The following is a 24,738-nucleotide window of genomic DNA, read 5'->3' on the forward strand; positions in this document are numbered from 1 at the left end:
CACTGAGACGTTCACATGAGAGCGGACAGGTGTGTGGCTGCGGCCGATCGCCTGCATCCGTGGTTTAATTGGTTGTTCTCGCGCGGCTCTCCGTGACGTGCGGTGTGAATGGAAGGCACGACATCCCTGTGGCTGAGAAGAAGACTGCGCCGGTGAGCGACGAAACGACGACGACCGCCAGCGCTCCCGCATCTACCACGAAGAAGAGCACGAACCGCACCTCGACGGCCAGCGCGACAAAGAAGACCACCGCCAAAAAGGCACCGGCCAAAAAGGCCACGACAACGAAGACCACGGCCAAAGCCAGCGCGGCGAAGAGCACGACCTCACGTGCGAAAACTTCCGCCGAGGGTGGCACAAAGAGTGGCGGCGCGAGCAAACCCGCAGGCACCAAGAAGACCACCGCCAAAAAGGCACCGGCTAAGAAGGCCGCTCCCAAGACTCAGCCAGCCGAGCAGCCCGAGGCTCAGGCACCTGTTGAAGAAGTAGCGACCACGACAACGTCTATCGACACTGCCGCGGTGGCCAAAGCCACGGTGCTGCCAGGCGGCGGCTATGTGCTCTCGAACAAAGAAGAAGAAGACGTTCCCACTCAGTCGACGGCGATTACTGGCGCGACTATCGACCCGGTCAAAGACTATTTGAAGCAGATCGGCAAGGTTGCCCTGCTCAACGCCGTGCAAGAGGTTGAGCTGGCCAAGCGCATCGAGGCCGGGCTTTACGCCGAAGAACTGCTTCGCCGCGACGAGGCCGGCGAGACCACCGGCAAGAAAGCCAAAAAATTCTCGCCGGCACAAAAGCGAGAGCTCAAGTGGGTGGTGCGCGACGGCACCAAGGCCAAGAATCACCTGCTGGGCGCAAACCTGCGTTTGGTGGTCAGCCTCGCTAAGCGCTACACCGGCCGCGGCATGCAGTTCCTCGACCTCATTCAAGAGGGCAATTTGGGTCTGATTCGTGCGGTCGAAAAGTTCGACTTCACCAAGGGCTTCAAGTTCTCAACCTATGCCACTTGGTGGATCCGCCAGGCAATCACGCGTGCGATGGCCGATCAGGCTCGCACCATCCGCATTCCGGTGCACATGGTCGAGGTCATCAACAAACTGGCGCGCGTCCAGCGTCAGATGCTCCAAGATTTGGGCCGCGAGCCCACCCCCGAAGAGCTCGCCGAAGAGCTCGACATGACCCCCGAAAAAGTCGTCGAGGTGCAGAAATACGGCCGTGAGCCGATTTCGCTGCACACTCCGCTGGGCGAAGACGGTGACTCGGAGTTCGGCGATCTCATCGAAGACACCGACGCTGTGGTGCCGGCCGATGCCGTGGGCTTCACCATGCTGCAGCAGCAACTCGAAAGTCTGCTCGATTCGCTGAGCGAGCGCGAGGCCGGAGTCATCCGCATGCGCTTCGGCTTGGGCGATGGCATGCCCAAAACCCTTGACCAGATCGGCGACACGTTCGGCGTGACCCGTGAGCGCATCCGCCAGATCGAATCCAAGACGATGGCCAAGCTGCGGCACCCGTCGCGCTCTCAGGCGCTGCGCGACTACCTCGAGTGATGGCAGACACACCACAGCAGAGCGCCTACTCTGCCAGCCAGCTCTCGGTGCTCGAGGGCCTCGAAGCAGTACGCAAGCGCCCGGGCATGTACATCGGGTCGACCGACTCCCGCGGACTCATGCACTGCCTATGGGAGATTATCGATAACTCGGTTGACGAGGCTCTCGGCGGGTTCGGCTCTGAGATCGAGATCGTACTGCACCCCGATGACAGCATCGAGGTGCGCGATCGCGGCCGTGGCATCCCCGTCGACATCGAGCCCAAGACCGGACTCAGCGGTGTCGAGGTCGTCATGACCAAGCTGCACGCCGGTGGCAAGTTCGGTGGAGGCTCATATACGAGCTCCGGCGGCCTCCATGGTGTTGGCGCGTCAGTGGTGAACGCGCTCAGCGCCCGACTCGACGTGCAGGTCGATCGCGGCGGCAAAACCTGGCAGCTCTCGTTCCGACGTGGTGCACCCGGCATCTTCGATGATTCGGCAGGCAGCGGCGCCGATGCGCCGTTCACCCCCTTCGACGACGCCACCCCAGCAGATCAACGTCTGCGAGTGGTCGGCAAAGCCAAGAAGGGCGTCACCGGCACGCGCGTGCGCTACTGGGCCGATCCGCAGATCTTCACCAAGGGCTCGCACTTCAGCCTTGCCGACCTTGAGGCCCGCGCTCGACAGACCGCGTTTCTCGTACCCGGCCTGCAGCTCGATCTGCTCGATGAGCGCGAAGCGCAGAACAGTCATGAGCAGTTTCGCTTCGACGGCGGTATCTCTGAATTCGTCGACTATCTGGCCGCAGATGCGCCCATCACCGACACGTGGCGCATCGAGGGTGACGGCCATTTCACCGAGACAGTTCCGGTGCTCTCCGACGCCGGTGAGATGGTCGACTCCGAGGTGCGTCGCCAGGCGCACGTCGACATCGCGCTGCGCTGGGGCACCGGGTACGACACGGCCATCCGCTCGTTTGTGAACATCATTGCCACCCCGAAGGGCGGCACCCACCAGACCGGCTTCGAACAGGCACTGCTGAAAACGCTGCGCACGCATATCGCGAAAAACGCGCGCAAGCTGAAGGCCGGCACCGACAAAGTCGAGAAAGACGATGTGCTGGCCGGTCTCACCGCCGTGGTGACGGTGCGTCTGCCCGAGCCGCAGTTCGAAGGCCAGACCAAAGAGGTGCTCGGCACCCCGGCTGTTCGTCAGATCGTCTCCCAAGTGGTGGCCAAGGCCCTTGACGAACGACTGACCTCGACAAAGCGCGATGACAAGGCGCAATCGTCGCTGCTGCTCGAAAAAGTCGTCAGCGAGATGAAGTCGCGAGTGTCTGCTCGCGCGCATAAAGAGACCCTGCGCCGAAAGAACGCCCTCGAGTCTTCGACGCTGCCAGCCAAGCTGGTCGACTGCCGGTCGAACGACACCAGCCGCACCGAACTGTTCATCGTCGAGGGCGATTCAGCGCTCGGCACTGCCAAGATGGCGCGAAACAGCGAGTTTCAGGCTCTGTTGCCTATCCGCGGCAAAATCCTCAACGTGCAGAAGGCCAGCCTCGCCGAGATGCTGGGCAACGCCGAATGCGCCAATATCATCCAGGTCGTCGGCGCGGGTTCTGGCCGCACCTTCGACCCCGATCAGGCGCGTTATGAGCGCATCATCATGATGAGCGACGCCGATGTCGACGGCGCGCACATTCGCACGCTGCTGCTGACCCTGTTCTTCCGCTACATGCGACCGATGGTCGAGCAGGGGCGAGTGTTCGCCGCTGTGCCCCCGCTGCATCGCCTAGTGGTGCCCGGGCGGGGCCGCCAGCCAGCCGAGATGATCTACACCTACAGCGAAGACGAGCTGCATGAGACGATCCGCCGGCTCAAACGCCAAGGGCGCTCGTATAAAGAGCCCATCCAGCGCTACAAGGGCCTTGGTGAGATGGATGCAGATCAGCTCGCCGAGACCACGATGGATCCTGCGCATCGCCTGCTGCGTCGGGTGCGACTCAGCGATCTGCAAGAGGCTGAGGGCGTGTTCAGCGTGCTCATGGGCTCAGAGGTCAACCCGAGGCGCGAATTCATTCTCGAGGCCAGCGGCGAGATCGATCGCGAGCGCATCGACGCCTAACTGCAGTCATCGGCAGCTACGGCACAGCCGACACAGGATGCCCCACTTCAGTCTGCGGCCAAGCCCACTGCGAGCACCGGCTCGGCCAGTGGCTGCCCCGAAGCGTCTCGTTTGGCGAGTGTCTTAGGCAGGCTCACCGGTGCGCCCTTCGCGCCGCTCGCCAGCGGAAGGCCCTCGCCGACCCACGCTTTGAGCACTGCGTCTTCACCGCGCAGAAAACGCTGCACACGCACACCGCCGGTGGCGCGGCCTTTGGCGGGAAACTCCGACAACGGGGTGATCTTGCCTGAACCAGGCACCACATCGGCCAGGGCGGTCGAGTCTCCCGCGATGGTGAGCACGAGGGCACGTCGCATGTTGTCGATCACAGCGAAAGCCACGACGTCGTCACCGTCGGGCATCCTGATGCCGGCCATCCCGGCGGCCGCGCGGCCCTGTGGGCGCACCGTTGAGGCGGGAAAGTGCAGCAGTTGACCGCCGGCGCTGACCAGCACGAGTTCTGCGGCGTCGTCTGCGCAGCGGGCCCACACCACCTCGTCTCCGTCGCGCAGGGCGATGACCTCCCACTCCGGTTTGTCGGGCACGTCGTGCTGCACGCGTTTGATCACCCCGCTGCGTGTGGCCAGAGCGAGCGGCCGAGTGTCGTCGAGCGCGCACACGGTCAGCGCGTGTTCTCCGCGCTCGAGTGTCACCAGGCTCGACAGGGGTACGCCGGCTGAGAACTGCACGAGGTTGGGGCTTGCCGCCGGCAGACTCAGCACACTGACACGCAACATGCGGCCGCGAGAGGTGAGCACCCCGAAGTCGCCTCGCACGCGTGCATCAATCGCTGCCATCACGGCGTCATTGCGGCGGCGTTTAGGCCAGACCAGCTCGTCGCCGACGGCCCAGCCCTCAGGGGCGTCTACCGACGCTGCCTCCGTCAGTGTCTCGTCATCACCGAGACGAAGCACGCGCCCACCAGCGCCGAGCAACACCTTGGTGGGTGCATCAGCGATCTCGAGAGGCAGGTCTGCAGTGACTGTGCGAGAGTCTTCGGCGACCAGCACGGTGCGGCGGGGCTGGTTGAGTGTCTTGGCCACAGCCTCAAGCTCTGCGGCGACTTGGTCGCGCAAGAGCCCCTCGTCACCGAGCAACGCAGTGAGTGCCTCGATGCGCTGACGCAGGTCGTCGCGCTCGGTCTCGAGTTCGATCTGCGAGAACTTGGTCAGTCGCCGCAAGCGCAGTTCGAGAATATAGTCGGCCTGAGCCTGCGTCAGGTCGAACACACTCATCAGTCGGGTGCGGGCCGCCTCAGTGTCGTCGCTGGAGCGGATGACCGCGATCACCTCGTCGATGTCGACGATAGCGATCAGCAGCCCCTCGACCAGATGCAGTCGCTCTTGTGCCTTGTTGAGTCGAAACTCGCTGCGTCGACGCACCACCGCGATGCGGTGATCGTTGTAGACGCTCAGCAGCTCGATGAGCCCCACAGTGCGCGGACGCCCGTCGACGAGCACCACGTTGTTGACACCAAAGTTGGTCTCGAGCGGAGTGTGGCGGTACAGGCTGGCCAGCACGGCCTCAGGAGAAAAACCGGTCTTGACGTCGATGATCAGCCGCAGGCCGTTGTTGCGGTCGGTCAGGTCATGCACATTGCTGATGCCCTGCAGCTTTTTGCTGTTGACTCCGTCTTTGATCTTTTGAATGACGGCCTCGGGGCCGACCATATACGGCAGCTCGGTGATCACGATGCTGGTGCGTCGGGGAGTGGTGCGCTCAATCGTCGCGGTCGCCCGCATAGTGAATGACCCGCGACCTGTTGCGTAGGCATCGGCAATGCCGCCGAGCCCAATGATGCTGCCGCCGCTCGGCAGATCTGGGCCGGGCAGCACACGCATCAGCTCTTCGAGCGTGCTCTTCGGGCGGCGCAGCAGTCGCACGGCCGCGGCGATAGCTTCGCCGGGGTTGTGCGGGGCCATATTGGTGGCCATGCCGACGGCAATGCCGCTCGCACCGTTGATCAGGAGGTTGGGGAACGGCGCGGCCAGCACATCCGGCTGAGTGAGCTGGTTGTCGTAGTTCGGAACGAAGTCGACGACGTCTTCGTCAAGGTTCTCGGTCAGCAGCATCGCCGCCGCAGTCAGCCTGGCCTCGGTGTAGCGTGATGCTGCCGGACCGTCATCGAGCGAGCCGAAGTTGCCATGGCCGTCGACCAGTGGCACTTCCATCGCAAAGTCGCGGGCCAGACGCACGAGGGCGTCGTAGATGGCCGAGTCGCCGTGAGGGTGCAGTTTGCCCATCACCTCACCGACCACGCGAGCCGACTTGACGTGCCCCTTCTCGGGAGCCAGCCCCATCTCGCGCATCATGTACAGGATGCGCCGCTGCACCGGCTTGAGGCCGTCGCGGGCGTCGGGCAGCGCACGGGAGTGGATCACCGACATCGCGTACTCGACGTAGCTGCGCTGCATCTCTGTGGTCACGTCGACGTCTTCGATGCGCTGCGGGTCTTCGGTGGTGACCTGGTCGCTCATGCGGTCGCTGCCTCTCGGTGTGCGAAGGGGATCTGTCTTGGGCAGTGCGGGCACGCCCCGGGTGTGTGACAGACTGGGGGAGTGCTTCGGAGTCTACCCCGCCCACCCCAACAGATCGCGCATCTCGACGCCGTGGCGCGCTCTGGACTGGCCGCACTGTGTCGCGAACGAGATGTGATCGACTTCGGCATCATCAACCACTTCGGGGTGGTCGTGGCCGACGGCTTGGGTGCGGAGAATCTCGCTGAGCGGGCCGGTTACGCTCGGCATTTGCGTCGGCTCGACGAAGTGGGAGTCTGCGAGGCAGCTTTTCCGACGACCACTGCAGCATCGCTGACTGCCATCGCCACTGGTCTCGACCCGGGTGCCCACGGCATCGTCGGATACTCGCTATTCGACCGCGACACTGGCGCGTTGCGCAACCAACTCACTGGCTGGGGCCCCGAGATGCAGCCAGAGGTGTGGCAGCCGGCTCAGACGCTGTTCGAGCGTGCCGCTTCGGCTGGTATCGCCTCGTTCGCCATCGCACCGACTCGTTACCGTGACTCGGGATTCACCCGCGCGACGTTACGCGGGGCGACCGTCATTGCCGCCGACAGCATCGCCGAGCGCTTCGAGGCGATGAGCGAGCTGCGCCGCCGCCACTCCCGCACATTCGTTCAAATCTATGTGCCCGAGCTCGATCAGGCCGGACACCGCTTTGGCTGGCAATCAGCACGGTGGTCGGCAGCGTTAGAGGAGCTCGACGCTGAGATTGCGGCGGCCTCGCTGCATCAGCGCCGGAGCGCGACCGTGCTGACCGCCGACCACGGCATGCTCGACGTGCCGCGCAGCGAACAGATTCTGCTCTCGTCGTGGGCTGGTCTGAGTGAGGTTCGCGCGATTGCCGGGGAGCCCAGGGGCGTACAAATCGTGCTGCACGACAGCAAGCAGTCTGAGAGTGCTGCCGACGACCTCGCGGCCTGGCTCGCGCAACAGCCCGGCGGATCGGGCATCGCCGTAGTCACCCGCGCCGAGCTCGTCGACTCTGGATGGATGGGCGCTCAGGTGCTACCGGTATCCGAGCAACGACTTGGTGATGTACTCGCCATCGGCATTGACTCTCGTGCGGCGATTCCTCTCGATGCCGCTGAAGACGCGCCAGCCCGACGCATGATCGGCCAGCATGGTGGGCTCAGTCAGATCGAGCGGCGCGTGCCGCTGCTGCTGCTCTGAACACCCGTGACTCAGGCGTCGTCGCCGGGGGCTTTGGTGCCAAAAACGATTTCGTCCCAGCTGGGCAGGCTCGACCGACCTCGGCGTGCCGATGACGATGACTGCTCACCACTCGCCGAAGCATGTGGCTGCTCGTGCGTGTCAGACTCAGCGACTGCCTTGGGAGAATCGATCTGCTCATTCGGGGCGACCGGCACCACGCGCAGCGGGGCCGCCTCGTGTTTAGCCTCATGATGGCGACGAAGAGCCTGCAGCAGATCTTCGGTCTCACTGTGCACCCGAGGGCGTTCAGCGGGTTCGTCTGCGGTCGCGGCGCTGTGAGATGTCTGAAAGCTGTGGGCAGTCTCACGCGCAGTCGGCTGCTCGGCGCGGGGCTCTGGCGTGACCTCAGCCTCAGCCTCTGCTTCAAGTGGGAAGGTGTCAACCTTGGTCGCTGCATCGACCACGCGAAGCCTGGGAGCCTTGACTGGCTGCAGGTCTTGAGCCTGAGAGAGGTCGTTGGCTGCCTCGTTGGCCGGAGTGAGCTGGCGACGCCGGGGATCGAAGAACCAGCGGGCGTCGTAGCGCTGACCACTGACTGCCCACTCGATCTGCACGGTCCAGCGGCCGTCTTCTTCACGCCAACTCGACCAGCGGGTGCCTTCTGCCTGGCGAGACACCAAGCGATGCACGATGATATGGCCGAACGTCGAAGTCTCGTGGCCTTCTTCGTTGAAATGCAGCGGAACCTCTTTTGCCTGATCGACGATGTGCTCGAGCTCGGCGACCACGGGCGCTTCGAACTTCTCGACATACTCGACGTCAACACCGTAATGCTGCGCCACTTGATCGGCAGTCAGCCCGGAACGCAGCTGCGTCTGCACCTCCCGAGGAGAGGGGAGCGGGTTGCGTGAGTTGGCCGGCGCCGGGCGGGTCGTACGGATGGCCTGGCGCAGTTCGGCGGTCAGACCCACCGTGTACTGATCCCCGGCCTCGTCGACCAGCACCAGGTGGTCGTCATCGACCCCGACAAACTTGAGCTGTTGCACATGTCCTCCTCGAAGATCCCAGACTCGCTCAGGTCAACTGTGCCACTCGTCTGGCATGAAACGGTGCACCTGCGGGGCGAGCCGCGAGACCGCGCCTGAGAAGTCTGCATCCATCATCTCATGCCCATGTTGTGGACTGACCACAGCCGGTTTGCATAAACGTCTGTTGTGGTGCATGCTATTCGCGCCACAGCCAAGCAGAACGGAACTTTACACATGGCCACTGATTACGACGCCCCTCGCAAGCAGGAGGACGAGTCGGACTCTCTGGACGCCCTGAAACAGAGCATCCCGACCAAGCAGAACACCTCGGTCGACGACGAGGGCGACTCCAGCGAGTACTCGCTCGCCGACGGCCCCGACCTCTCAGAGGCAGAGCTCGATGTTGTCGTGCTGCCACCGCAGGAGAACGAGTTCACCTGCGTCGAGTGCTTTTTGGTGAAGCACCACTCTCAGCTGGCCTACGAGAATGACCTCGGGCCGGTGTGCAAAGACTGCGCTGCCTGAGCCAGCCGCAGCTCGGCCGCGAGTTCGTCGGCGTGCCGCGACCCGAGCAGCCAGTAGGGCGTCGGGTCTTCCGGATCAGTAACCTCTACCCGCACCAGATCTACGCCGCCTCGCACGCACAGATATGCCCGTACGTCAAGGCGACCGCGAAGCTGCTCCAAGGCTTCGTCGCCTCGACGATAGACCGTCACTTCACCGAGCGCAGCAAGGGGAATGCGCGCACGACCGGCAAACAGCTGTTCGTCAGAGACGCTGATCACGGGGCTGGCGAACCAGCTGATCAGAAAGATCAGTACGTACAGCGACGGCCCCACAATGTAGCCGACTATCGGCTGCACCTCGTAGAACACCACGGCAAAAGCCGGGATGATCAGCACCAGTGCAAGATATGCACCGCCGTGGGGACGAAGACGTTCGCTGTAGAGCATGGAGATGCGCAGACCCTCTCGTATGTGCCCGGTGTGGTCGATCTGGCGACCTTGTAGGCTGTGTACGTGAATTCTACCCACGAAGTGCTGTACGTCGGCCCCACTGCGCCCGCCTATGCACGGCCCGGTGACGCCGGTGCAGATCTCGCGGCGGCCGAAGCCGCAGTGGTTCCAGCTCATGGTCGGGCCATGGTTGGCACCGGAGTGAGCATCGCTCTGCCAGCCGGCCTGGTCGGTCTGGTGCACCCTCGCAGCGGGCTGGCCGCCAAACACGGCATCACGGTGCTGAACACACCGGGCACCATCGACTCCGGCTATCGCGGAGAGATCAAAGTCATCCTGTTCAACACCACTGACGAACCATTCACAGTCTCCCCTGGGGATCGCATCGCCCAATTGGTGATACAACGCTATGAGCACGTTGAGTTCGTCGAAGTCGATCGACTGCCCGGCTCGGCACGCTCTACTGCGGGGTTTGGCTCGACCGGCATCACCCCAACCGACCCGCGCAGCGCGCAGCACAGCTAATCAAAGGAGTCCCCACAGTGTTCGGTAAGAAGCGCAAGGCTCATCATGACGACGTTGAGCTTGATGACACCACCCAGCCAGAGCAGTCGTCGGGCACAGACGAGTCAGCAGAACCCACTGCTGACTTCACCCCCAAAGAGGTCATCGACGACCGTTCCATCGACGGCCCGTTCGACTACAGCGAAGTCACCGAGATCAAGCCCTACATTGACTTCGGGTCGGTGCTGATTCCACCTGTGCCTGGCCTCACCATCCGCGTCGAGGTCGAGGAGCCGACCAAGCGGCCGGTCGCCATCACCTTCGAACGCGAAGGCACCCAGTTGCAGGTGCAGGCGTTTGCCGCACCCCGAAGTGAGGGCCTCTGGGCCGAGGTGCGCGATCAAGTGCGCACTCAGCTCGACGCACAGAAGGCTTCGCATCGCGACTTCGACGGCGAGCTCGGTATAGAGATTCACGCCTCGGTGCCGGGCAACGACGGCGCCACGCACCCAGTGCGCTTCATCGGCGTCGACGGTCCGCGCTGGTTTTTACGCGGGGTCATCTCCGGAGCCGGCCTGAGCGAAGAGAGCACCGCCGTGCGCGTCAACGATCTGTTCCGGTCGATCGTCGTGCGACGCGGCAGTGATCCGCGCGCACCTAGAGAGCTGTTGCCGTTGGTGCTGCCAGCTCCTGATCAGACTGGCGCCAATGACACCAAGTGACCCGAGACTGACTGAGCTGGCCAATCGCGACTCGCTCGACGCATCCACCGTCTGGAAAGCGCTCGGGGGCGTGCGCGGGCTGTTCGAAGCCGTGCTTCCGGGGTTGCTGTTCGTCGCGGTATTCACCGCCACAACACGCCTGTGGTGGGCGGTCGGCGCCAGCCTTGCGGCCGTCGTCGTGCTCGCGGCATGGCGTCTGATCGACCGTGGCGACCTGACGCAGATCGCCAACGGCCTGTTCGGCGTCTTACTCAGCTCCGGCCTGGCTCTGCTGACTGGTCGTGCGTCGGCCAACTACCTCCCGGGCCTGATCGTCAACGGCACAGTGGCTGTGGTCTTGGGCGTTTCAATCGCTGTGGGCTGGCCGCTGATCGGCGTGCTGATTGCCGTGGCACGAGGCAATGCTCAACTCGCGCACGATCACCCCCTCCTGCGTCGCGCAGGCGCATGGGCGACCGCGGTATGGATGTTCGTGTCGCTGTTGCGTCTCGGGGTGCAGCTACCGCTGTACCTGCAGGCTCAGCACGACGATCAAATCGCCACCTTGGGCATCGTCAAACTCTCGATGGGCCTCCCATTGCTTGCCGCGGGCGTGGTCGTGTCGTGGCTGCTGCTCCGCCCGGTGACCGCCATACTCGACCAAGAAACCGAATCTACAGATGACAAACCCGCACAGTCCTGCTAGTGAGGCGAGCCTTACTGGCATGCGGTGCCTGTTCGTCGCACAATTAACGCGAATTTCAATGATGAGAGGGGCAGCATGTCCGTAAACAGTTTCGGTGCCCGTGACACACTGACCGTCGGTGGCCAGGACTACGAGATCTACCGGTTGGACAAGGTCCCCGGTCATGAGGTGCTTCCGTTCAGCCTGAAAGTTCTGCTTGAGAACCTTCTGCGCACCGAAGACGGTGCCAACATCACTGCCGACCACATCAATGCGCTGGGCAACTGGGATCCCAACGCTGAACCGAGCACCGAGATTCAGTTCTCGCCGGCTCGCGTGGTCATGCAGGACTTCACTGGCGTTCCCTGTGTCGTCGACCTGACCGCCATCCGCGACGCCGCGAAGAAGCTCGGTGCCGATCCAACCAAGATCAATCCCTTGGTACCGGCAGAGCTCGTGATTGACCACTCCGTCATCGTCGACGTCTTCGGACAGTCCGATGCCGTGCAGCGCAACGTCGAGATCGAATACGAGCGCAATGGTGAGCGCTACCAGTTCCTCCGTTGGGGTCAGCAGGCCTTCGACAACTTCAAGGTGGTGCCGCCGGGCACCGGCATCATCCACCAGGTGAATATCGAATACCTCGCTCGCGTGGTCTTCGACAACAAGCTGCCTGATGGCACCATTCAGGCCTACCCCGACACCTGTGTCGGCACCGACTCACACACCACCATGGTCAACGGCATTGGCGTGCTGGGCTGGGGCGTCGGCGGTATCGAGGCAGAGGCCGCCATGCTCGGCCAACCTGTCTCGATGCTGATCCCGCGCGTCGTCGGTTTCAAGCTCAAGGGTGAGATTCCCGCTGGCGTGACCGCCACCGACGTGGTGCTCACCATCACCGAGATGCTTCGTCAGCACGGCGTGGTCGGCAAGTTCGTCGAGTTCTACGGCGAGGGTGTTGCCAGCGTGCCGCTGGCCAACCGCGCCACGATCGGCAACATGAGCCCCGAGTTCGGTTCGACCGCCGCAATCTTCCCAATCGACGACGTGACCATCGACTACCTGCGCCTGACCGGCCGCAGCGAGGAGCGGCTGGCGCTCGTCGAGGCCTACGCCAAAGAGCAGGGGCTGTGGCACGATCCGTCGCACGAGCCGCACTTCAGCGAGTACCTTGAGCTCGACCTCTCGACCGTCGTTCCTTCGATCGCTGGCCCGAAGCGCCCGCAAGACCGCATTGAGCTCAGCGAGTCGAAGGCTGCGTTCGAGAAGGCACTGCCGACCTACGCCACGGGCAAAGATCAGGCTCCGGTCTCGTATGCCGGCCAAGACTTCGACCTGAAGAATGGCGCCGTCGCGGTGGCCGCGATCACGTCATGCACCAACACCTCGAACCCCTCAGTGATGATCGCTGCCGGTCTGGTCGCCAAAAAGGCTGTCGAGAAGGGTCTGCACCAGAAGCCCTGGGTCAAGACGTCGCTGGCTCCGGGTTCAAAGGTCGTCACCGATTACTACGACAAGGCGGGTCTGACTCCCTACCTTGAGCAGGTCGGCTTCTACACCACCGGTTACGGCTGCACCGTCTGCATCGGCAACACCGGCCCTCTGCCGGAGCCCATCAGTGAGGCAATCAACGAGAACGATCTGGCCGTCACGGCAGTGCTCTCAGGCAACCGCAACTTCGAGGGGCGCATCAGCCCTGACGTCAAGATGAACTACCTGGCAAGCCCGCCGTTGGTCATCGCTTACGCACTGGCCGGCACCATGGACTTCGACTTCGAGACCCAGGCTCTCGGCCAAGACGCGGACGGCAACGACGTGTTCCTGCGCGACATCTGGCCGACCGCTGAAGAAGTGCAGGAGACCATCGACTCGTCGATCGACCGCGATATGTTCGCCTCGAAGTACGCTTCGGTGTTCGACGGTGACGAGAAGTGGCGCAGCCTGCCCACCCCCGAAGGCAAGATCTTCGAGTGGGACGACGACTCCACCTACGTGCGCAACCCCCCGTACTTCGACGGCCTCACCCTGGAGCCCTCACCCGTGCAAGACATCCACGGGGCTCGTGTGCTCGCCAAGCTGGGCGATTCGGTCACCACCGACCACATCTCGCCGGCCGGATCGATCAAGGCAGACACTCCTGCAGGCAAGTACCTGCTGAGCAAGGGCGTCGACCGTCGCAGCTTCAACTCGCTGGGTTCGCGTCGTGGCAACCACGAGGTGATGATTCGCGGCACCTTCGCGAACATCCGTCTGAAGAACCTGCTGCTCGACGGCGTTGAGGGTGGCTACACCCGCGACTTCACCGTTGAGGGCGGCCCACAGTCGTTCATCTTCGACGCGGCCGAGCACTACCAGGCAGAGAACACTCCGTTGGTTGTGCTGGCCGGCAAAGAGTACGGCACCGGCTCAAGCCGTGACTGGGCTGCCAAGGGCACCCGTCTGCTGGGCGTCAAGGCGGTCATCGCTGAGAGCTTCGAGCGAATCCACCGTTCGAACCTCATCGGCATGGGCGTTGTGCCGCTGCAGTTCCCGGCGGGCGAGAGCTACGAGTCGCTGGGCATCGATGGCACCGAGATCTTCGACATCGAAGGCATCGAGGCACTCAACGAGGGCGAGACCCCGGCCACTCTGAAGGTGACCGCACGTCCGAGCGAGTTCTCGCCTGAGGGCAAGCAGCCGGTGACCTTCGACGCCGTGGTGCGCATCGACACACCCGGTGAAGCTCACTACTACCGCAACGGCGGCATTCTGCAGTACGTGCTGCGCCAGCTGGCTGCAGCCTGATCTCTAGGCACCACCACGATCGAGACCCGTCACACCGTGTGTGTGGCGGGTCTCGCCGTATCATTGATGAGGTATCGCTCATGCGCTGTGGCACAGACCACCAGCCGAGCGGGAAGGACGCGACATGAGCGACGAGCTGCTTCCGGGCATCCATTCGCCGCGTGACCTCGACGACTTGAGCCACGCCGAACTTGAGCAGCTCGCCGGCGAGATTCGCGAGTTTCTCATCACAGAGGTATCGCAGACCGGCGGGCATCTTGGGCCCAACTTGGGCGTGGTCGAGCTGACCATCGCACTGCACCGGGTATTCAAATCGCCGAGTGATCCCATCGTCTTCGATACCGGTCATCAGTCGTACGTGCACAAGCTGCTTACCGGCCGCCACGATTTCTCCGGCCTGCGCAGCCGCAGTGGTCTCGCTGGCTATCCGCAGCGCAGCGAATCAGCACACGACATCGTCGAGAGTTCACACGCCTCTTCTTCGCTCTCATGGGCGGATGGCATCTCACGGGCGCTGACTCTTCGGGGGGAGGGTAACCGTACCGTCGCTGCGGTCATCGGCGACGGCGCGCTGACCGGGGGCATGGCTTGGGAGGCCATCAACAACATCTCCGAAGACAATGATCGACGCTTGGTCATCGTGGTCAACGACAATGGTCGTTCGTATGCTCCCACCATCGGGGGCATGGCGCGCTATATGAACGAGATTCGCACCCACGCAGGGTATGACCGTGCGTACAAGGCCAGCCGTCGCTTCTTCTATCGCATGGGCAAACCCGGACGCTTTCTGTTCAATACGGTGCGCGGCGGCCTGTACGGTTTGCTGCGCGCGCAGACCAACGAAGACTACGCACTATTCTCGAACCTCGACATCAAATACATCGGCCCGGTAGACGGCCACGATATCAGCGCCCTCGAGATCGCCTTTCGCCAGGCTCGCCGCTTCGGGCACCCCGTCATTGTGCACGTGATCACCCAGAAGGGGCGCGGCTATGAACCTGCACGCGCCGACGTCGCCGACCAGTTTCACGCCATCGGTCGCATCGACCCCGACACTGGTCGCCCCATCGCCTCCGTACGCACCGTCAGCTGGACCGCCGTCTTCTCTGACGAGATTCTGGCTCAGGCACGTCGCCGGCCTGAGGTTGTAGGCATCACCGCGGCCATGCGCATTCCCGTCGGGCTCGATGCGATGGCCCAAGAGTTTCCCGATCGCGTGATCGATGTGGGCATCGCCGAAGAACACGCAGTCGCCTCGGCCGCAGGCCTAGCATTCGGTGGCCTGCACCCAGTCATTGCCGTCTATGCGACATTCCTCAACCGTGCTTTCGATCAGGTACTCATGGACGTTGCGTTGCACCATGTCGGCGTCACCTTTGTGCTCGATCGCGCAGGCATCACCGGCCCCGACGGCGCCAGCCACAACGGCCAATGGGATCTCGCCGCGCTGCAGATGGTGCCCGGCATGCGCATCGCCGCACCACGTGATGCGTCGCGCCTGCGCGAAGAGCTCGCCGAGGCTCTCGATGTCAGCAACGCTCCGACTGCACTGCGTTATCCCAAAGGCGCCGTGGGTCCAGACATTCCTGCAATGCTTCGCCGTGATGACGGTGTCGACGTGCTCCGTCAGTCAGCTGAACGTGAGGTGCTCATCGTGGCAGTCGGTGCAATGGCGAGCACCGCGCTTGACGTGGCATCTCGCCTAGATGCCCAAGGCATCAAAACCACTGTCATCGATCCTCGCTGGGTGATTCCGGTAGCCGACTCAGTGGTTGACTTGGCTGCCACACATGCCGTGGTGATGACTCTCGAAGACGGCGTGGTCACCGGTGGAGTCGGCTCAAGGGTGCAGCAGCGTCTGTGCGATGCAGGTGTAACGACTCCCGTGCTCGTGCGCGGAGTGCCAGACGAGTTTCTGCCACACGCCTCACGCGAGCAGCTCATCGAGCAGGTCGGGCTCGATGCCCAGTCGCTGACTGCTGATGTCGTTGCCGAGGTATTACGATGGCGAGCGAGCACGTATGCGGCCGACGTCATCAACCAGCATCAGACCGACGACGACTCCTCAGCTGCCGAACTCTAGTTCGGTTCTTGCCCCGCAGACTCCAGAGCGTGCACCGCAGCCGGTGCGAACAGCTGGATCTGCCACTCGCGCGCGCCTGAGGCGACCAATGCGCTGCGAACCGTCTGAGCATCCACCGGGCCGTCAAGCTGCCAGGCCAGATCGCGCAGTGCCTGCGGTGCGACGAGATTTTCGCGAGGCAAATCATGTTCGTCGGCCACCGCTGTGGCAGCCGACTTCAGCGCTTCGAGTCGCTCATGCGCTTCAGGATGCCGTGACGGCCACGTTCGATGACCTGGAATGCCGGTGGATGGTGCACGCAGACTGATCGGTTCGTCGGTTGACCGCCCGCGCTGCACAGCTGCCCACCAGTGCCGCAGCTGCGTGCCAGCAGCCCGACCGTTGAAGTCTTTGAGCGCGAGCAGCTCTTGGGAGTTGCGCACCTTTGTGGTGGCTGCGGCAATGATGGCACGATCAGGAATGAGTCGATGCGGCGAGAGGTCGCGGGAACGGGCGATCTCGTCACGTTCTCGCCAGAGCTCACGCACAATCTTGAGCTGGGCCGGTGTGCGAACTGACGAAAGGCCGTGCGTTTTGCGCCATGGCTCTTCAGGCGCAGGTTTCGGGGTGAAACCGAGCTCAGCGTCGAACTCTTCATGGGCGAAGGAGAGCTTGCACTGTTCGTCGAGCAGCTCGATCAGCCGAGTGCGCAGAACGTCGAGGTATTCGACATCAAGGGCTGCGTACGCGAGCCAGTCGCCAGGCAGCGGTCGGCGTGACCAGTCTGCAGCCGAGTGCTCTTTTTTGAGATGGATGCCCAACAGATCGTCGAGCAGACCGCCCAGCCCGACGTGTGGCAGGTTGAGCAGCCTCGCCGCGAGTTCAGTGTCGAACAGTCGCTCAGGCTGCAGCCCCAACTCGTTGAGTGAGGGTAGATCTTGGGTGGCTGCGTGAAGAATCCACTCGGTCGATCCGATGACGCTCTGCAACTCATCGAACGCGCTCTGATCGAAGGCAACCGGATCGACCAGCACGGCGGGGGCGTCTCCTCGGCGCAGCTGCACGAGGTACGCACTCTGCCGATATCGAAAGCCTGACGCCCGCTCAGTGTCGACAGCGACTGGCCCAGACTCACTCGACAGCCAGTCGAGTGCCGTCTCAAAGTGCCCTGCCGTGTCGACCACGAGAGGATCGCCCGAGGGCGGCGCCACCACGAGGTGTGACTCATTGCTTTGGATGTTCATCTTGCGCCCAATCCTGCGCCGATGGTCGGCAGCAGTACAGAGATCTCGCCAGGAACCGGCGGGAGGCTCGCCGCTTCGGCGACCAAGTCGATCCAGGCGAGCAGATGGGGGAGCATTGGCGTGCCAGGTTCAGCCGACCAAGAGGCGCGGAGTTCGATCTCGGTGCCGTCGGTCTGAGTGCTCAGCGCGCCGAAACCCGCGTTGATGGTCTTGGTTACGGTGCCTGAAATGGCGTGAAAGCGAGTCTTGTGCGCGTGCAGCGCATCTTCGAGCCACGACCACACCACACTGGCCACGAAGGGATCGAGCCCGAGGTCGCTTTCGAGCGGCGCTTTGACGAAGACGATCACACGCAACGGAGAATCCCAGGCTTCGGGAGCATCGGGGTTGTGCAGCATCACGAACCGGGCGCTGGCACGCGAGTGCACATGCCGCCCGGCAGAGTCGATCTCGATCGAGAACGCCACCGCCTCGGGCGCAAGATGCGAAGGAGCCTCGATGCGCTCGAGTGTGATGTCCGAGCGATGCCGCACCTCAGCGAACTCGCGCAGAACGCGAGCGAACTCATCGCTGGTCTGGTGCGCTGCGCGGGGATCGGTCACGAGAAGCAGACTAAAATGAGAAACGACCGTCAGCGTTGAGGCTCGCCGTGCATGTGCATTTGTCGACGTCTGGCCAGCTGACACCTCGAGAGGAGCGAAATGCCCGAACGCAGAGACAACCGATCCGAGGCCCCCCGCCGCGCAGAGCACGGTGTCTCGCTGCTTGGCGTGATCGCCGGCGTCACCGGTGCTGCGGCAACCGTTGCCGCTGCTGGCGTGGCTGCCAGTGCGCTGCTGGCCAAGACTGTAGTGTCCCCGCCGAAGCGACGCCCAGAAGACGTCCGGGTGCAGGCGGTGTGGTCTGATGCCGACGGGCTCCTCATTACTCTGGCTGCCTCGCCCGAGGCCAAAATGGCCGGCGAACCCGGCATCTATAGCTTCTGGTTCGACGAAGGGCGCGGGCACGCCGTCATCGGGGCCATCGTCGATCAGACCTGGGACAGCATTACCCGGCGCGTCGAACGCGTCGACTTCGGCGAGCTCGACGGCACGGTGCGCCGCGGGCGCATCAACGGCTGGGTCTGGCTGACCCCTGAAGGGGCAGGCTTCGACTACGAGAACGTGGTCATCGACGGCCCGCTGGGCCCCAACCCGGCATGGCTGGTGCCGGCAGCCGAGCCGTCAACCGACTGGGTCATCCATGTGCACGGCCGCGCATCGGCCCGCGCTGAGGTCATCCGCGGCCTTGCGGTGGTGCAGCAGGCTCAGGCCAACTCGTTGGTGGTTTCGTATCGCAACGACGGAGAGGCCACTCCGAGCACCGACAACCGTTACTCACTCGGCGACACCGAGTGGGAGGATGTTGAGGCCGCAATCGACTTTGCAATCAGCCGCGGCGCTAGGCGAATCGTGCTGGCCGGCTGGTCGATGGGCGGAGCGATTGTGCTGCAGACCCAGGCGCGCACCCGGCACGCTCGGCGCATCGCGGGGTTGCTGCTCGACTCTCCAGTTGTCGACTGGGGTGATGCACTGGCATATCAGTCCGATGCCTCGCACGTGCCAGTACCGGTGCGCCAATTCGCCTTGCAGTTGCTCGGTCGTTCTTGGGGCAAAGTCGCGACCGGCCTCGATGAGCCGATCGATCTTGCCACGCTCAACTGGGTGGCTCGAGCCGGCGAGCTCAAGAAGCCCATCCTGCTGCTGCACAGCGACGACGACGGTTTCGTACCGTCAGGGCCTTCGCGTGAGCTTGCTGCGGCACGGCCAGATATCGTGACATTCGTGCCGTTCAAGACCGCCCGTCACTGCAAACTCTGGAACCACGATCAGCAACTCTGGGAGTCGAGCGCGCGGGATTGGCTCGACGCACGTTTCAAGCGATCCTGAGGCTTCGCTGCCAGTGCAGCAGGCACTAATCAGATGCCCAAGCGCTGCTTTCGACGCACCTGACCTTTGATGCGGGCAAGAATGCCGGTCATGCCGTTCAGCCGCAACAGCGACACCGCCCGGGTCAGGCCAAGGGTGCTGGGATAGTCGCCCGGAACTGCAAGCACTTGCTCAGCAGTCAACCCGTCGAGGCCCTGCACGAGAATCGAGGCGAAGCCGCGAGTGGTCGGCGCTTCGCGCGGAGCCTGCACATGCGGGTGCACGATATCGCCGTCGAGATCGACCACCAAGAACACCGGAGACTGGCACTCCGGCACCGACTCAAGCAGCCCCGGGTGGTCTGCATATTTTTCGGGCAGTTCGGGCAGCTCTTCAGAGAACTCGAGCAACAGCTGCAGTCGGTCGGGCTCGCTCAGAGCGTTGAAATCCTCGGCGATGGTCGCCAGAGAGTCGGGGAGTGCGAACTTCTCAGATGCTTCAGTCATATGGTCGAGTCTAGTGACTGCGCACGCGCACCCCAGTGAGCAGAAAAAACGGCAGGAGCGCTGGGCTCCTGCCGCTTTTCGTGACTCCTCGGTCAGGCTCAGGCCTTGGCGTATTCGCCACGAGCCTCGCCGGCGACGACCGGCACACGCACGCTCGAACCCCATTCGGTCCAGGAGCCGTCGTAGTTGCGCACGTTGTCGTAGCCAAGCAGGTACTTCAGCACGAACCAGGTGTGGCTCGAACGCTCACCGATACGGCAGTAGGCCACGATGGTGTCGCCCTCTTTGAGGCCGGCCTCGTCTTGGTAGATGGCCTTGAGCTGATCGGCGGGCTTGAACGTGCCGTCTTCGGCCACCGCCTTGGCCCATGGCACATTGCGCGCGGTGGGGATGTGACCGGCGCGCAGCGACGACTCTTCAGGGTAGTCGGGGGCGGTGGTGCGCTCACCGACGTATTCAGGCACCGAACGCACGTCGACGAGCTCTTCGCTGCCCAACGCCTTCAGCACGTCGTCGCGATACGCACGGATGGGGGCATCGTCGCGTTCGACCACTGGGTAATCGGTTGCCGTCGGCTGCGGCACCTCTTTGGTGACCTCGCGCCCCTCAGCCAGCCACTTCGCGCGGCCGCCGTTGAGCAGGCGCACGTCTTTGTGGCCGAAGAGGGTGAACACCCACAGAGCGTATGCAGCCCACCAGTTGTTCTTGTCGCCGTAGATCACCACGGTGTCGTCGCGGTTGATGCCTTTTTTGCTCAGGAGTTTGGCAAAGCCCTCACCGTCGACGTAGTCGCGCACAACCGGGTCGTTCAGATCGGTGTGCCAGTCGATCTTGACGGCGCCGGGGATGTGCCCGGTCTCATAGAGCAGCACGTCTTCGTCGCTCTCGACGACGACGAGGCCCGGGGTGCCAAGATGATCGGCCAGCCACTGAGTGGTGACGAGGCGCTCGGGATGTGCATAGGCTGCAGTGGTGGGGTCTGTGGTGTCGAGTTCGACGGTCATTCGTTAGTCCTCCGTGATATTACGGCTCTCTGGCGAGGGCCTCGTTGCCACGAATCTAGCGCACTCAAACGGGGTACATCCGGCGCGGTGCAACATTTCTTCAGATGTTCCACTACAGTGAGTTCGGTCACCGCTGACTGTGCCCGCGGTGACCTGCACGGCCTCGGCCGACCGCGCACGCTGCCAGCCTGCCGAGAGGAACCACGAATGATCTCGCATCTCGTCGACGTCCACCCGAACCTCGATCCCGACGCTCTCGTCGCCAACCTGGTGCCGCCCAAGCTGTTCCGCGAAGTCTCGTTCGAGTCATATCGCACGAATCCGGAGTACCCGTCGCAACAAGAGGCAGTCGATGCGCTGCGAACCTTCTCAGATCGTTGGGGCGGCATGAAACGGCGTGGTCTGTTCTCGCGCCGCCCCAAGGCCAGCAGTCAGGCCAGCGGCATCTACCTCGACGGTGGCTTCGGTGTGGGCAAGTCTCATCTGCTTGCGGCGTTGTGGAACATTGCTCCACAGCCCAAAGCTTTCGGCACCTTCCTTGAGTACACATCGCTCGTGGGCGCATTGGGGTTCGAGCAGGCCGTGGCGAAGCTGCGTGGCTACACCCTGTTGTGCATCGACGAATTCGAACTCGATGATCCCGGCGACACCATGATCATGACCAGACTGCTCACCGAATTGGCCAAAACGGGCACTTCGATCGTCGCCACCTCCAACACTCCGCCGAATGCACTGGGGGAGGGGCGTTTCGCGGCCTACGACTTCCTGCGCGAGATTCAGGCGCTCTCCAGCATCTTCACCGCACTGCGCATCGATGGCGAAGACTACCGACGCCGCGACATCGACAGCGAGGCACGACCCTGGCAGCCCGAAACGCTCGATTCGCTGGTCACTGCCGAGGCATCCACCGATGTGCGCGTCTCTGTCGACACCTTCGCCGAGGTCATCAAACACATCTCGACTCTGCACCCGGTGCAGTACTTCGCGCTGGCCCGCAGCGCTGACCTGTTCGTCTGGTCGGGCGTAGGCAGGCTGTCGGCGCAGGATGACGCACTTCGGCTGGTGGCTCTGGTCGACCGCATCTACGACGAAGAGATTCCCATCGCAGCCGCTGGCCTGCCACTGACCTCGGTGTTCTCGCAAGAGATGCTCGACGGCGGGTACCGCAAGAAGTACCTGCGCTGCGTCTCGCGTCTCGACGCGCTCACCTCACTCGCGCACGACCGATTCGACACGCTCCCGACCGCATAGCCGTGGCGGCATGTCACATGTTCGAAACATGCCACCTGTTCTTGTAACATCACCGCAATCTCAGCGCGCGCTTCCCGAAATCTTCCGCTGGCATCCTGAATCTCAAATACCGCAGGCGTGAGACGGGAATCCACGGTTCCCGCCTCACAGTGCAGTCTCACTGCACTTGAGAAAGGAACAAGTCCATGGATTCGGGTCAATTGGCGTGGTATATCGCCGCTACCGCATTAGTGCTGTTCATGACGCCAGGTGTGGCGTTCTTCTACGGCGGGCTCGCCCGCTCTAAGAGCATCGTCAACATGCTGCTGCTCAACTTGGGCGCCATTGGCCTCATTGGCGTGCTTTGGGCGCTCTATGGCTTCAACATGACGAATGTCACGGCAGGCGAGGGCAACTGGATCCCCGGCTTCGTGGGCGATCCGTTCTCTGACTTCGGCCTGCAGTCGCTGGCCACGGGCGAGGATGCGAACACCGGTCTCGCCGGCGTCGCCTTCGGCGCCACCTTCGCGATCATTACTGTCGCGCTGATCTCGGGTGCCGTCGTCGATCGCGCCAAGTTCGGCTCGTGGATGATCTTCGCTGCCGTGTGGGCAACCCTGGTGTACTTCCCGGTCGCCGGCTGGGTCTGGGGCCTCGACGACGATGGCCCCACTGGCTGGATCGGCGCTCTGGGCAACAACCTCGGTTTCTCGACGACCACCATTGACTATGCAGGTGGAACTGCTGTGCACATCAACGCCGGTGCTGCTGCACTCGCGCTGGCCATCGTGCTGGGCAAGCGCATCGGCTTCCCGAACCGCGAGAAACTCGGCCGCCCGGCCAGCGTACCGCTGGTTGTGCTCGGCGCTTCGATCCTGTTCTTCGGCTGGTTCGGCTTCAACGGTGGCGCTGCGGCCAGCACTGAGACCCTTGACGGCATCGGCCTGATCACCATCAACACGCTGATCGCCACAGCCGGCGCACTGCTCGGCTGGGTCTTCCTCGACAAGCTCACCAAGGGCTACGTCACCGCAACCGGTGCCTCTTCAGGCATCGTCGCCGGCCTCGTCGCGATCACTCCCGCCTGTGCGAACCTGACCCCGCTGTGGGCCATCGTGCTCGGCTTGGTCACCGGCGCGGTCTGCTCGGTCGCAGTCAACCTGAAATACAAGCTGGGCTACGATGACTCGCTCGACGTCGTCGGCGTGCACCTCGTGGGTGGCTTCATCGGCACCCTGTGGCTCGGCTTCTTCGCCACGGATACCGGCCTGTTCACCGGTGGCAACTTCGAGCAGCTGATCGTTCAGTTCCTCGCCGCCATCTCCGTGGCCGTCTACTCCTTCGTAGTCGCCCTGATCGTCGGTCTCATCATCGAGAAGACCATCGGGTTCCGCGTCTCCGAAGAGGATGAGCTCGCCGGCATCGACCTGCGGGTGCACGGCGAGGAGGGATACGTGCTGCAGAGCTGATCGTGGACTCAGCGTCCCTCCGGGGTGCGGATGCCGTTCTGGGCGGCATCCGCACCCCATTTTTCTGCGCGATTGGATTTGCACCTGTGAGCGAGAATGTGCCTGCACTGCGGCGCCGACCCGTTCATGACGCGCGAGCAGCCTGGCTGGAGGCCGCTCAAGCCCGTATACGACCGCACCAGACAGCCCAATCGGGCTGACCAGAGCTCATGCCGCACGATGCATATATCGCGGTTGCCACAGTATGGATGTCCGAAACAGCGCCTTACCCATCTCGATTTGCATTCTGCCGGAAGGGTACGCTAAAGTAATCGAGTCGCCGCAAGGCGCACGCGGATGTGGCTCAGTTGGTAGAGCACCACCTTGCCATGGTGGGGGTCGCGAGTTCGAATCTCGTCATCCGCTCGGAGAGTTCGTCAGAGCAATCGAGAAGAGCAGGTTCAGCCTCTCAGCAACATTGCACAACGAGCCGCCATTGGCCTCCTTCCAGGGGCCGTTTCATATGTTCGCATATGAACACAGGCATGGTGGAGTGGCCGAGTGGCGAGGCAGCGGCCTGCAAAGCCGTATACGCGGGTTCGACTCCCGTCTCCACCTCGAGTTCTTGTTTCGATGAGAACCCAGCCGGCTTCGGTCGGTGACTCGTTCACGCGAGCGAGGGCGATTGGCGCAGTCTGGTAGCGCGCTTCCCTGACACGGAAGAGGTCAGCAGTTCAAGTCTGCTATCGCCCACCAAAGAAAGCCCCCGGTATGCCGGGGGCTTTCTTATTGCTCATCGCCAGTGCGCATCGTGGGTTATCGGGGTTATCGGCCAGAAAGAGTGGATGGGGTCGGGTGTGTCAGCTTCGTCCGGCCCATCCTGATCGTTGCCAGAGTCCTTCTTCGGGGTTGAGTGCTGTGTCGTAGAGCTTGGGTCCGATTGGTTCGTCGGCTTGGTGTTGTTGGGTGGGTTTGGTTTCTGGTCGGGCGAGGTCGAGGGCTTGTTCGAGCGGGAGTTCGTGCAGGGTGAGGAACCATTCGATGGTGAAGCGCTCGGGGTTTGGTGCCGCTTCTATGCGGGGTGCGGCTCTCGTATGAGGGCCGCGTAGTAGGTCGCCTCGAACTCTGTCGGGGTGACCATTCCGAGACTATCGTGGAGTCGCCGGTTGTTGTACCAGTCGACCCATCCGGAGGTCGCGTATTCGACGTCGGCGATCGTCTTGTACGGGCCGTCGTGGAACACGGTCGTGCGGATGCACTCGGCTTTGTAGAGCCCGTTGATCGTCTCCATCAGCGCGTTATCGTAGG

General features: G+C 63.1%; 20 protein-coding genes and 3 tRNA genes. 15 read left to right on the forward strand and 8 right to left on the reverse strand.

Features of this window, described 5'->3' with window-relative positions; genetic code table 11:
* Positions 1-152 precede the first annotated feature (152 nt).
* Entirely contained in the window at positions 153-1,553 is a 1,401-nt protein-coding gene (locus tag G557_RS0107270) for an RNA polymerase sigma factor (RefSeq protein WP_028245530.1), read from the forward strand.
* Positions 1,553-3,658 carry a DNA gyrase/topoisomerase IV subunit B gene (locus G557_RS0107275; protein WP_036961817.1) on the forward strand — a complete coding sequence of 702 codons (2,106 nt, stop codon included), beginning with the start codon at positions 1,553-1,555 and terminating at the stop codon, positions 3,656-3,658. Before G557_RS0107270 ends, G557_RS0107275 begins: the two co-directional genes overlap by 1 nt.
* Before the next feature lie 47 nt (positions 3,659-3,705).
* Here G557_RS0107275 and G557_RS0107280 read toward each other — a convergent pair whose 3' ends face one another.
* Entirely contained in the window at positions 3,706-6,174 is a 2,469-nt protein-coding gene (locus G557_RS0107280) for a DNA gyrase/topoisomerase IV subunit A (RefSeq protein ID WP_028245532.1), read from the reverse strand.
* Positions 6,175-6,306: 132 nt separating this feature from the next.
* Between G557_RS0107280 and G557_RS12305 the strand changes: the two genes are divergently transcribed.
* The gene (locus tag G557_RS12305) at positions 6,307-7,389 is read left to right on the forward strand and encodes an alkaline phosphatase family protein (protein WP_051224832.1); all 1,083 of its coding nucleotides are present in this window, start codon (positions 6,307-6,309) and stop codon (positions 7,387-7,389) included.
* A gap of 11 nt (positions 7,390-7,400) precedes the next feature.
* Here the strand turns inward: G557_RS12305 and sepH are convergent, their stop codons facing one another.
* On the reverse strand, positions 7,401-8,417 hold the full coding sequence (sepH, locus tag G557_RS0107310; protein ID WP_028245534.1) for a septation protein SepH: 1,017 nt from the start codon (positions 8,415-8,417) through the stop codon (positions 7,401-7,403).
* A gap of 216 nt (positions 8,418-8,633) precedes the next feature.
* Here sepH and G557_RS0107320 point away from each other — a divergent pair, with 216 nt between their 5' ends.
* A complete protein-coding gene (locus G557_RS0107320; protein ID WP_028245535.1) occupies positions 8,634-8,924 on the forward strand; it encodes a DUF4193 domain-containing protein in 291 nt (96 codons plus the stop codon).
* Here the strand turns inward: G557_RS0107320 and G557_RS12310 are convergent.
* Complete coding sequence (locus tag G557_RS12310) at positions 8,879-9,352, reverse strand: DUF3093 domain-containing protein (protein ID WP_051224834.1); 474 nt, start codon at positions 9,350-9,352, stop codon at positions 8,879-8,881. The genes G557_RS0107320 and G557_RS12310 overlap by 46 nt on opposite strands.
* A gap of 66 nt (positions 9,353-9,418) precedes the next feature.
* Here G557_RS12310 and dut point away from each other — a divergent pair, with 66 nt between their 5' ends.
* From dut to dxs, 5 genes are all read left to right on the forward strand, one after another.
* Positions 9,419-9,880 (forward strand): dUTP diphosphatase, encoded by a 462-nt coding sequence (gene dut, locus G557_RS12315; RefSeq protein WP_051224837.1) that lies wholly within the window; start codon positions 9,419-9,421, stop codon positions 9,878-9,880.
* A 17-nt stretch (positions 9,881-9,897) separates the two neighbouring features.
* Positions 9,898-10,581 carry a DUF3710 domain-containing protein gene (locus tag G557_RS0107335; protein WP_245542782.1) on the forward strand — a complete coding sequence of 228 codons (684 nt, stop codon included), beginning with the start codon at positions 9,898-9,900 and terminating at the stop codon, positions 10,579-10,581.
* Positions 10,568-11,266 carry a DUF3159 domain-containing protein gene (locus G557_RS12320; protein ID WP_051224835.1) on the forward strand — a complete coding sequence of 233 codons (699 nt, stop codon included), beginning with the start codon at positions 10,568-10,570 and terminating at the stop codon, positions 11,264-11,266. Before G557_RS0107335 ends, G557_RS12320 begins: the two co-directional genes overlap by 14 nt.
* A 75-nt stretch (positions 11,267-11,341) precedes the next feature.
* On the forward strand, positions 11,342-14,029 hold the full coding sequence (acnA, locus tag G557_RS0107345) for an aconitate hydratase AcnA (protein ID WP_028245537.1): 2,688 nt from the start codon (positions 11,342-11,344) through the stop codon (positions 14,027-14,029).
* Between the two features lie 124 nt (positions 14,030-14,153).
* Positions 14,154-16,112, forward strand: a complete 1,959-nt coding sequence (dxs, locus tag G557_RS12325; RefSeq protein ID WP_084627065.1) for a 1-deoxy-D-xylulose-5-phosphate synthase — start codon at positions 14,154-14,156, stop codon at positions 16,110-16,112.
* On the opposite strand, the gene G557_RS0107355 is transcribed toward dxs, so the two are convergent.
* The gene (locus G557_RS0107355; RefSeq protein ID WP_084627066.1) at positions 16,109-17,335 is read right to left on the reverse strand and encodes an HRDC domain-containing protein; all 1,227 of its coding nucleotides are present in this window, start codon (positions 17,333-17,335) and stop codon (positions 16,109-16,111) included. The genes dxs and G557_RS0107355 overlap by 4 nt on opposite strands.
* Positions 17,332-17,937, reverse strand: coding sequence for a DUF3000 family protein (locus tag G557_RS14135; protein WP_036961819.1), 606 nt, complete (start codon positions 17,935-17,937; stop codon positions 17,332-17,334). Before G557_RS14135 ends, G557_RS0107355 begins: the two co-directional genes overlap by 4 nt.
* Before the next feature lie 99 nt (positions 17,938-18,036).
* Between G557_RS14135 and G557_RS0107365 the strand changes: the two genes are divergently transcribed.
* Entirely contained in the window at positions 18,037-19,263 is a 1,227-nt protein-coding gene (locus G557_RS0107365) for an alpha/beta hydrolase family protein (protein ID WP_028245539.1), read from the forward strand.
* Positions 19,264-19,292: 29 nt separating this feature from the next.
* Here G557_RS0107365 and G557_RS0107370 read toward each other — a convergent pair whose 3' ends face one another.
* On the reverse strand, positions 19,293-19,748 hold the full coding sequence (locus tag G557_RS0107370) for a SufE family protein (protein ID WP_028245540.1): 456 nt from the start codon (positions 19,746-19,748) through the stop codon (positions 19,293-19,295).
* 98 nt (positions 19,749-19,846) lie between these two features.
* Positions 19,847-20,752, reverse strand: coding sequence for a sulfurtransferase (locus G557_RS0107375; RefSeq protein WP_028245541.1), 906 nt, complete (start codon positions 20,750-20,752; stop codon positions 19,847-19,849).
* A 207-nt stretch (positions 20,753-20,959) separates the two neighbouring features.
* On the opposite strand from G557_RS0107375, the gene zapE reads away from it, so the two are divergent.
* The 5 genes from zapE (at position 20,960) to G557_RS0107400 (ending at position 24,186) form a co-directional block, all read left to right on the forward strand.
* Positions 20,960-22,003 (forward strand): cell division protein ZapE, encoded by a 1,044-nt coding sequence (zapE, locus tag G557_RS0107380; RefSeq protein ID WP_028245542.1) that lies wholly within the window; start codon positions 20,960-20,962, stop codon positions 22,001-22,003.
* A 185-nt stretch (positions 22,004-22,188) separates the two neighbouring features.
* Positions 22,189-23,451: an ammonium transporter gene (locus tag G557_RS0107385; protein WP_028245543.1), complete on the forward strand. Its 1,263-nt coding sequence runs from the start codon at positions 22,189-22,191 to the stop codon at positions 23,449-23,451.
* A gap of 332 nt (positions 23,452-23,783) precedes the next feature.
* A tRNA-Gly gene (locus G557_RS0107390) sits at positions 23,784-23,856 on the forward strand.
* Between the two features lie 121 nt (positions 23,857-23,977).
* Positions 23,978-24,048: transfer RNA gene (locus tag G557_RS0107395), tRNA-Cys, on the forward strand.
* 61 nt (positions 24,049-24,109) lie between these two features.
* Positions 24,110-24,186: transfer RNA gene (locus G557_RS0107400), tRNA-Val, on the forward strand.
* Between the two features lie 316 nt (positions 24,187-24,502).
* On the opposite strand, the gene G557_RS0107405 is transcribed toward G557_RS0107400, so the two are convergent.
* Positions 24,503-24,738: integrase core domain-containing protein (locus G557_RS0107405; protein ID WP_028245544.1), on the reverse strand; the 236-nt coding region annotated here is incomplete at its 5' end.

The sequence above is a fragment of the Pseudoclavibacter soli DSM 23366 genome (genome assembly GCF_000423505.1).
GTDB lineage: Bacteria > Actinomycetota > Actinomycetes > Actinomycetales > Microbacteriaceae > Pseudoclavibacter_A > Pseudoclavibacter_A soli.

Coding starts and splice junctions, on each gene's coding strand:
- G557_RS0107275 (WP_036961817.1), top strand. CDS start 1,553: ATGGCAGACACACCACAGCAGAGCGCCTACTCTGCCAGCCAGCTCTCG.
- G557_RS12310 (WP_051224834.1), bottom strand. CDS start 9,352: ATGCTCTACAGCGAACGTCTTCGTCCCCACGGCGGTGCATATCTTGCA.
- acnA (WP_028245537.1), top strand. CDS start 11,342: ATGTCCGTAAACAGTTTCGGTGCCCGTGACACACTGACCGTCGGTGGC.
- G557_RS0107375 (WP_028245541.1), bottom strand. CDS start 20,752: ATGACCGTCGAACTCGACACCACAGACCCCACCACTGCAGCCTATGCA.
- G557_RS0107320 (WP_028245535.1), top strand. CDS start 8,634: ATGGCCACTGATTACGACGCCCCTCGCAAGCAGGAGGACGAGTCGGAC.
- zapE (WP_028245542.1), top strand. CDS start 20,960: ATGATCTCGCATCTCGTCGACGTCCACCCGAACCTCGATCCCGACGCT.
- G557_RS0107355 (WP_084627066.1), bottom strand. CDS start 17,335: ATGAACATCCAAAGCAATGAGTCACACCTCGTGGTGGCGCCGCCCTCG.
- G557_RS12320 (WP_051224835.1), top strand. CDS start 10,568: ATGACACCAAGTGACCCGAGACTGACTGAGCTGGCCAATCGCGACTCG.
- G557_RS0107280 (WP_028245532.1), bottom strand. CDS start 6,174: ATGAGCGACCAGGTCACCACCGAAGACCCGCAGCGCATCGAAGACGTC.
- G557_RS0107385 (WP_028245543.1), top strand. CDS start 22,189: ATGGATTCGGGTCAATTGGCGTGGTATATCGCCGCTACCGCATTAGTG.
- G557_RS0107370 (WP_028245540.1), bottom strand. CDS start 19,748: ATGACTGAAGCATCTGAGAAGTTCGCACTCCCCGACTCTCTGGCGACC.
- dxs (WP_084627065.1), top strand. CDS start 14,154: ATGAGCGACGAGCTGCTTCCGGGCATCCATTCGCCGCGTGACCTCGAC.
- G557_RS0107365 (WP_028245539.1), top strand. CDS start 18,037: ATGCCCGAACGCAGAGACAACCGATCCGAGGCCCCCCGCCGCGCAGAG.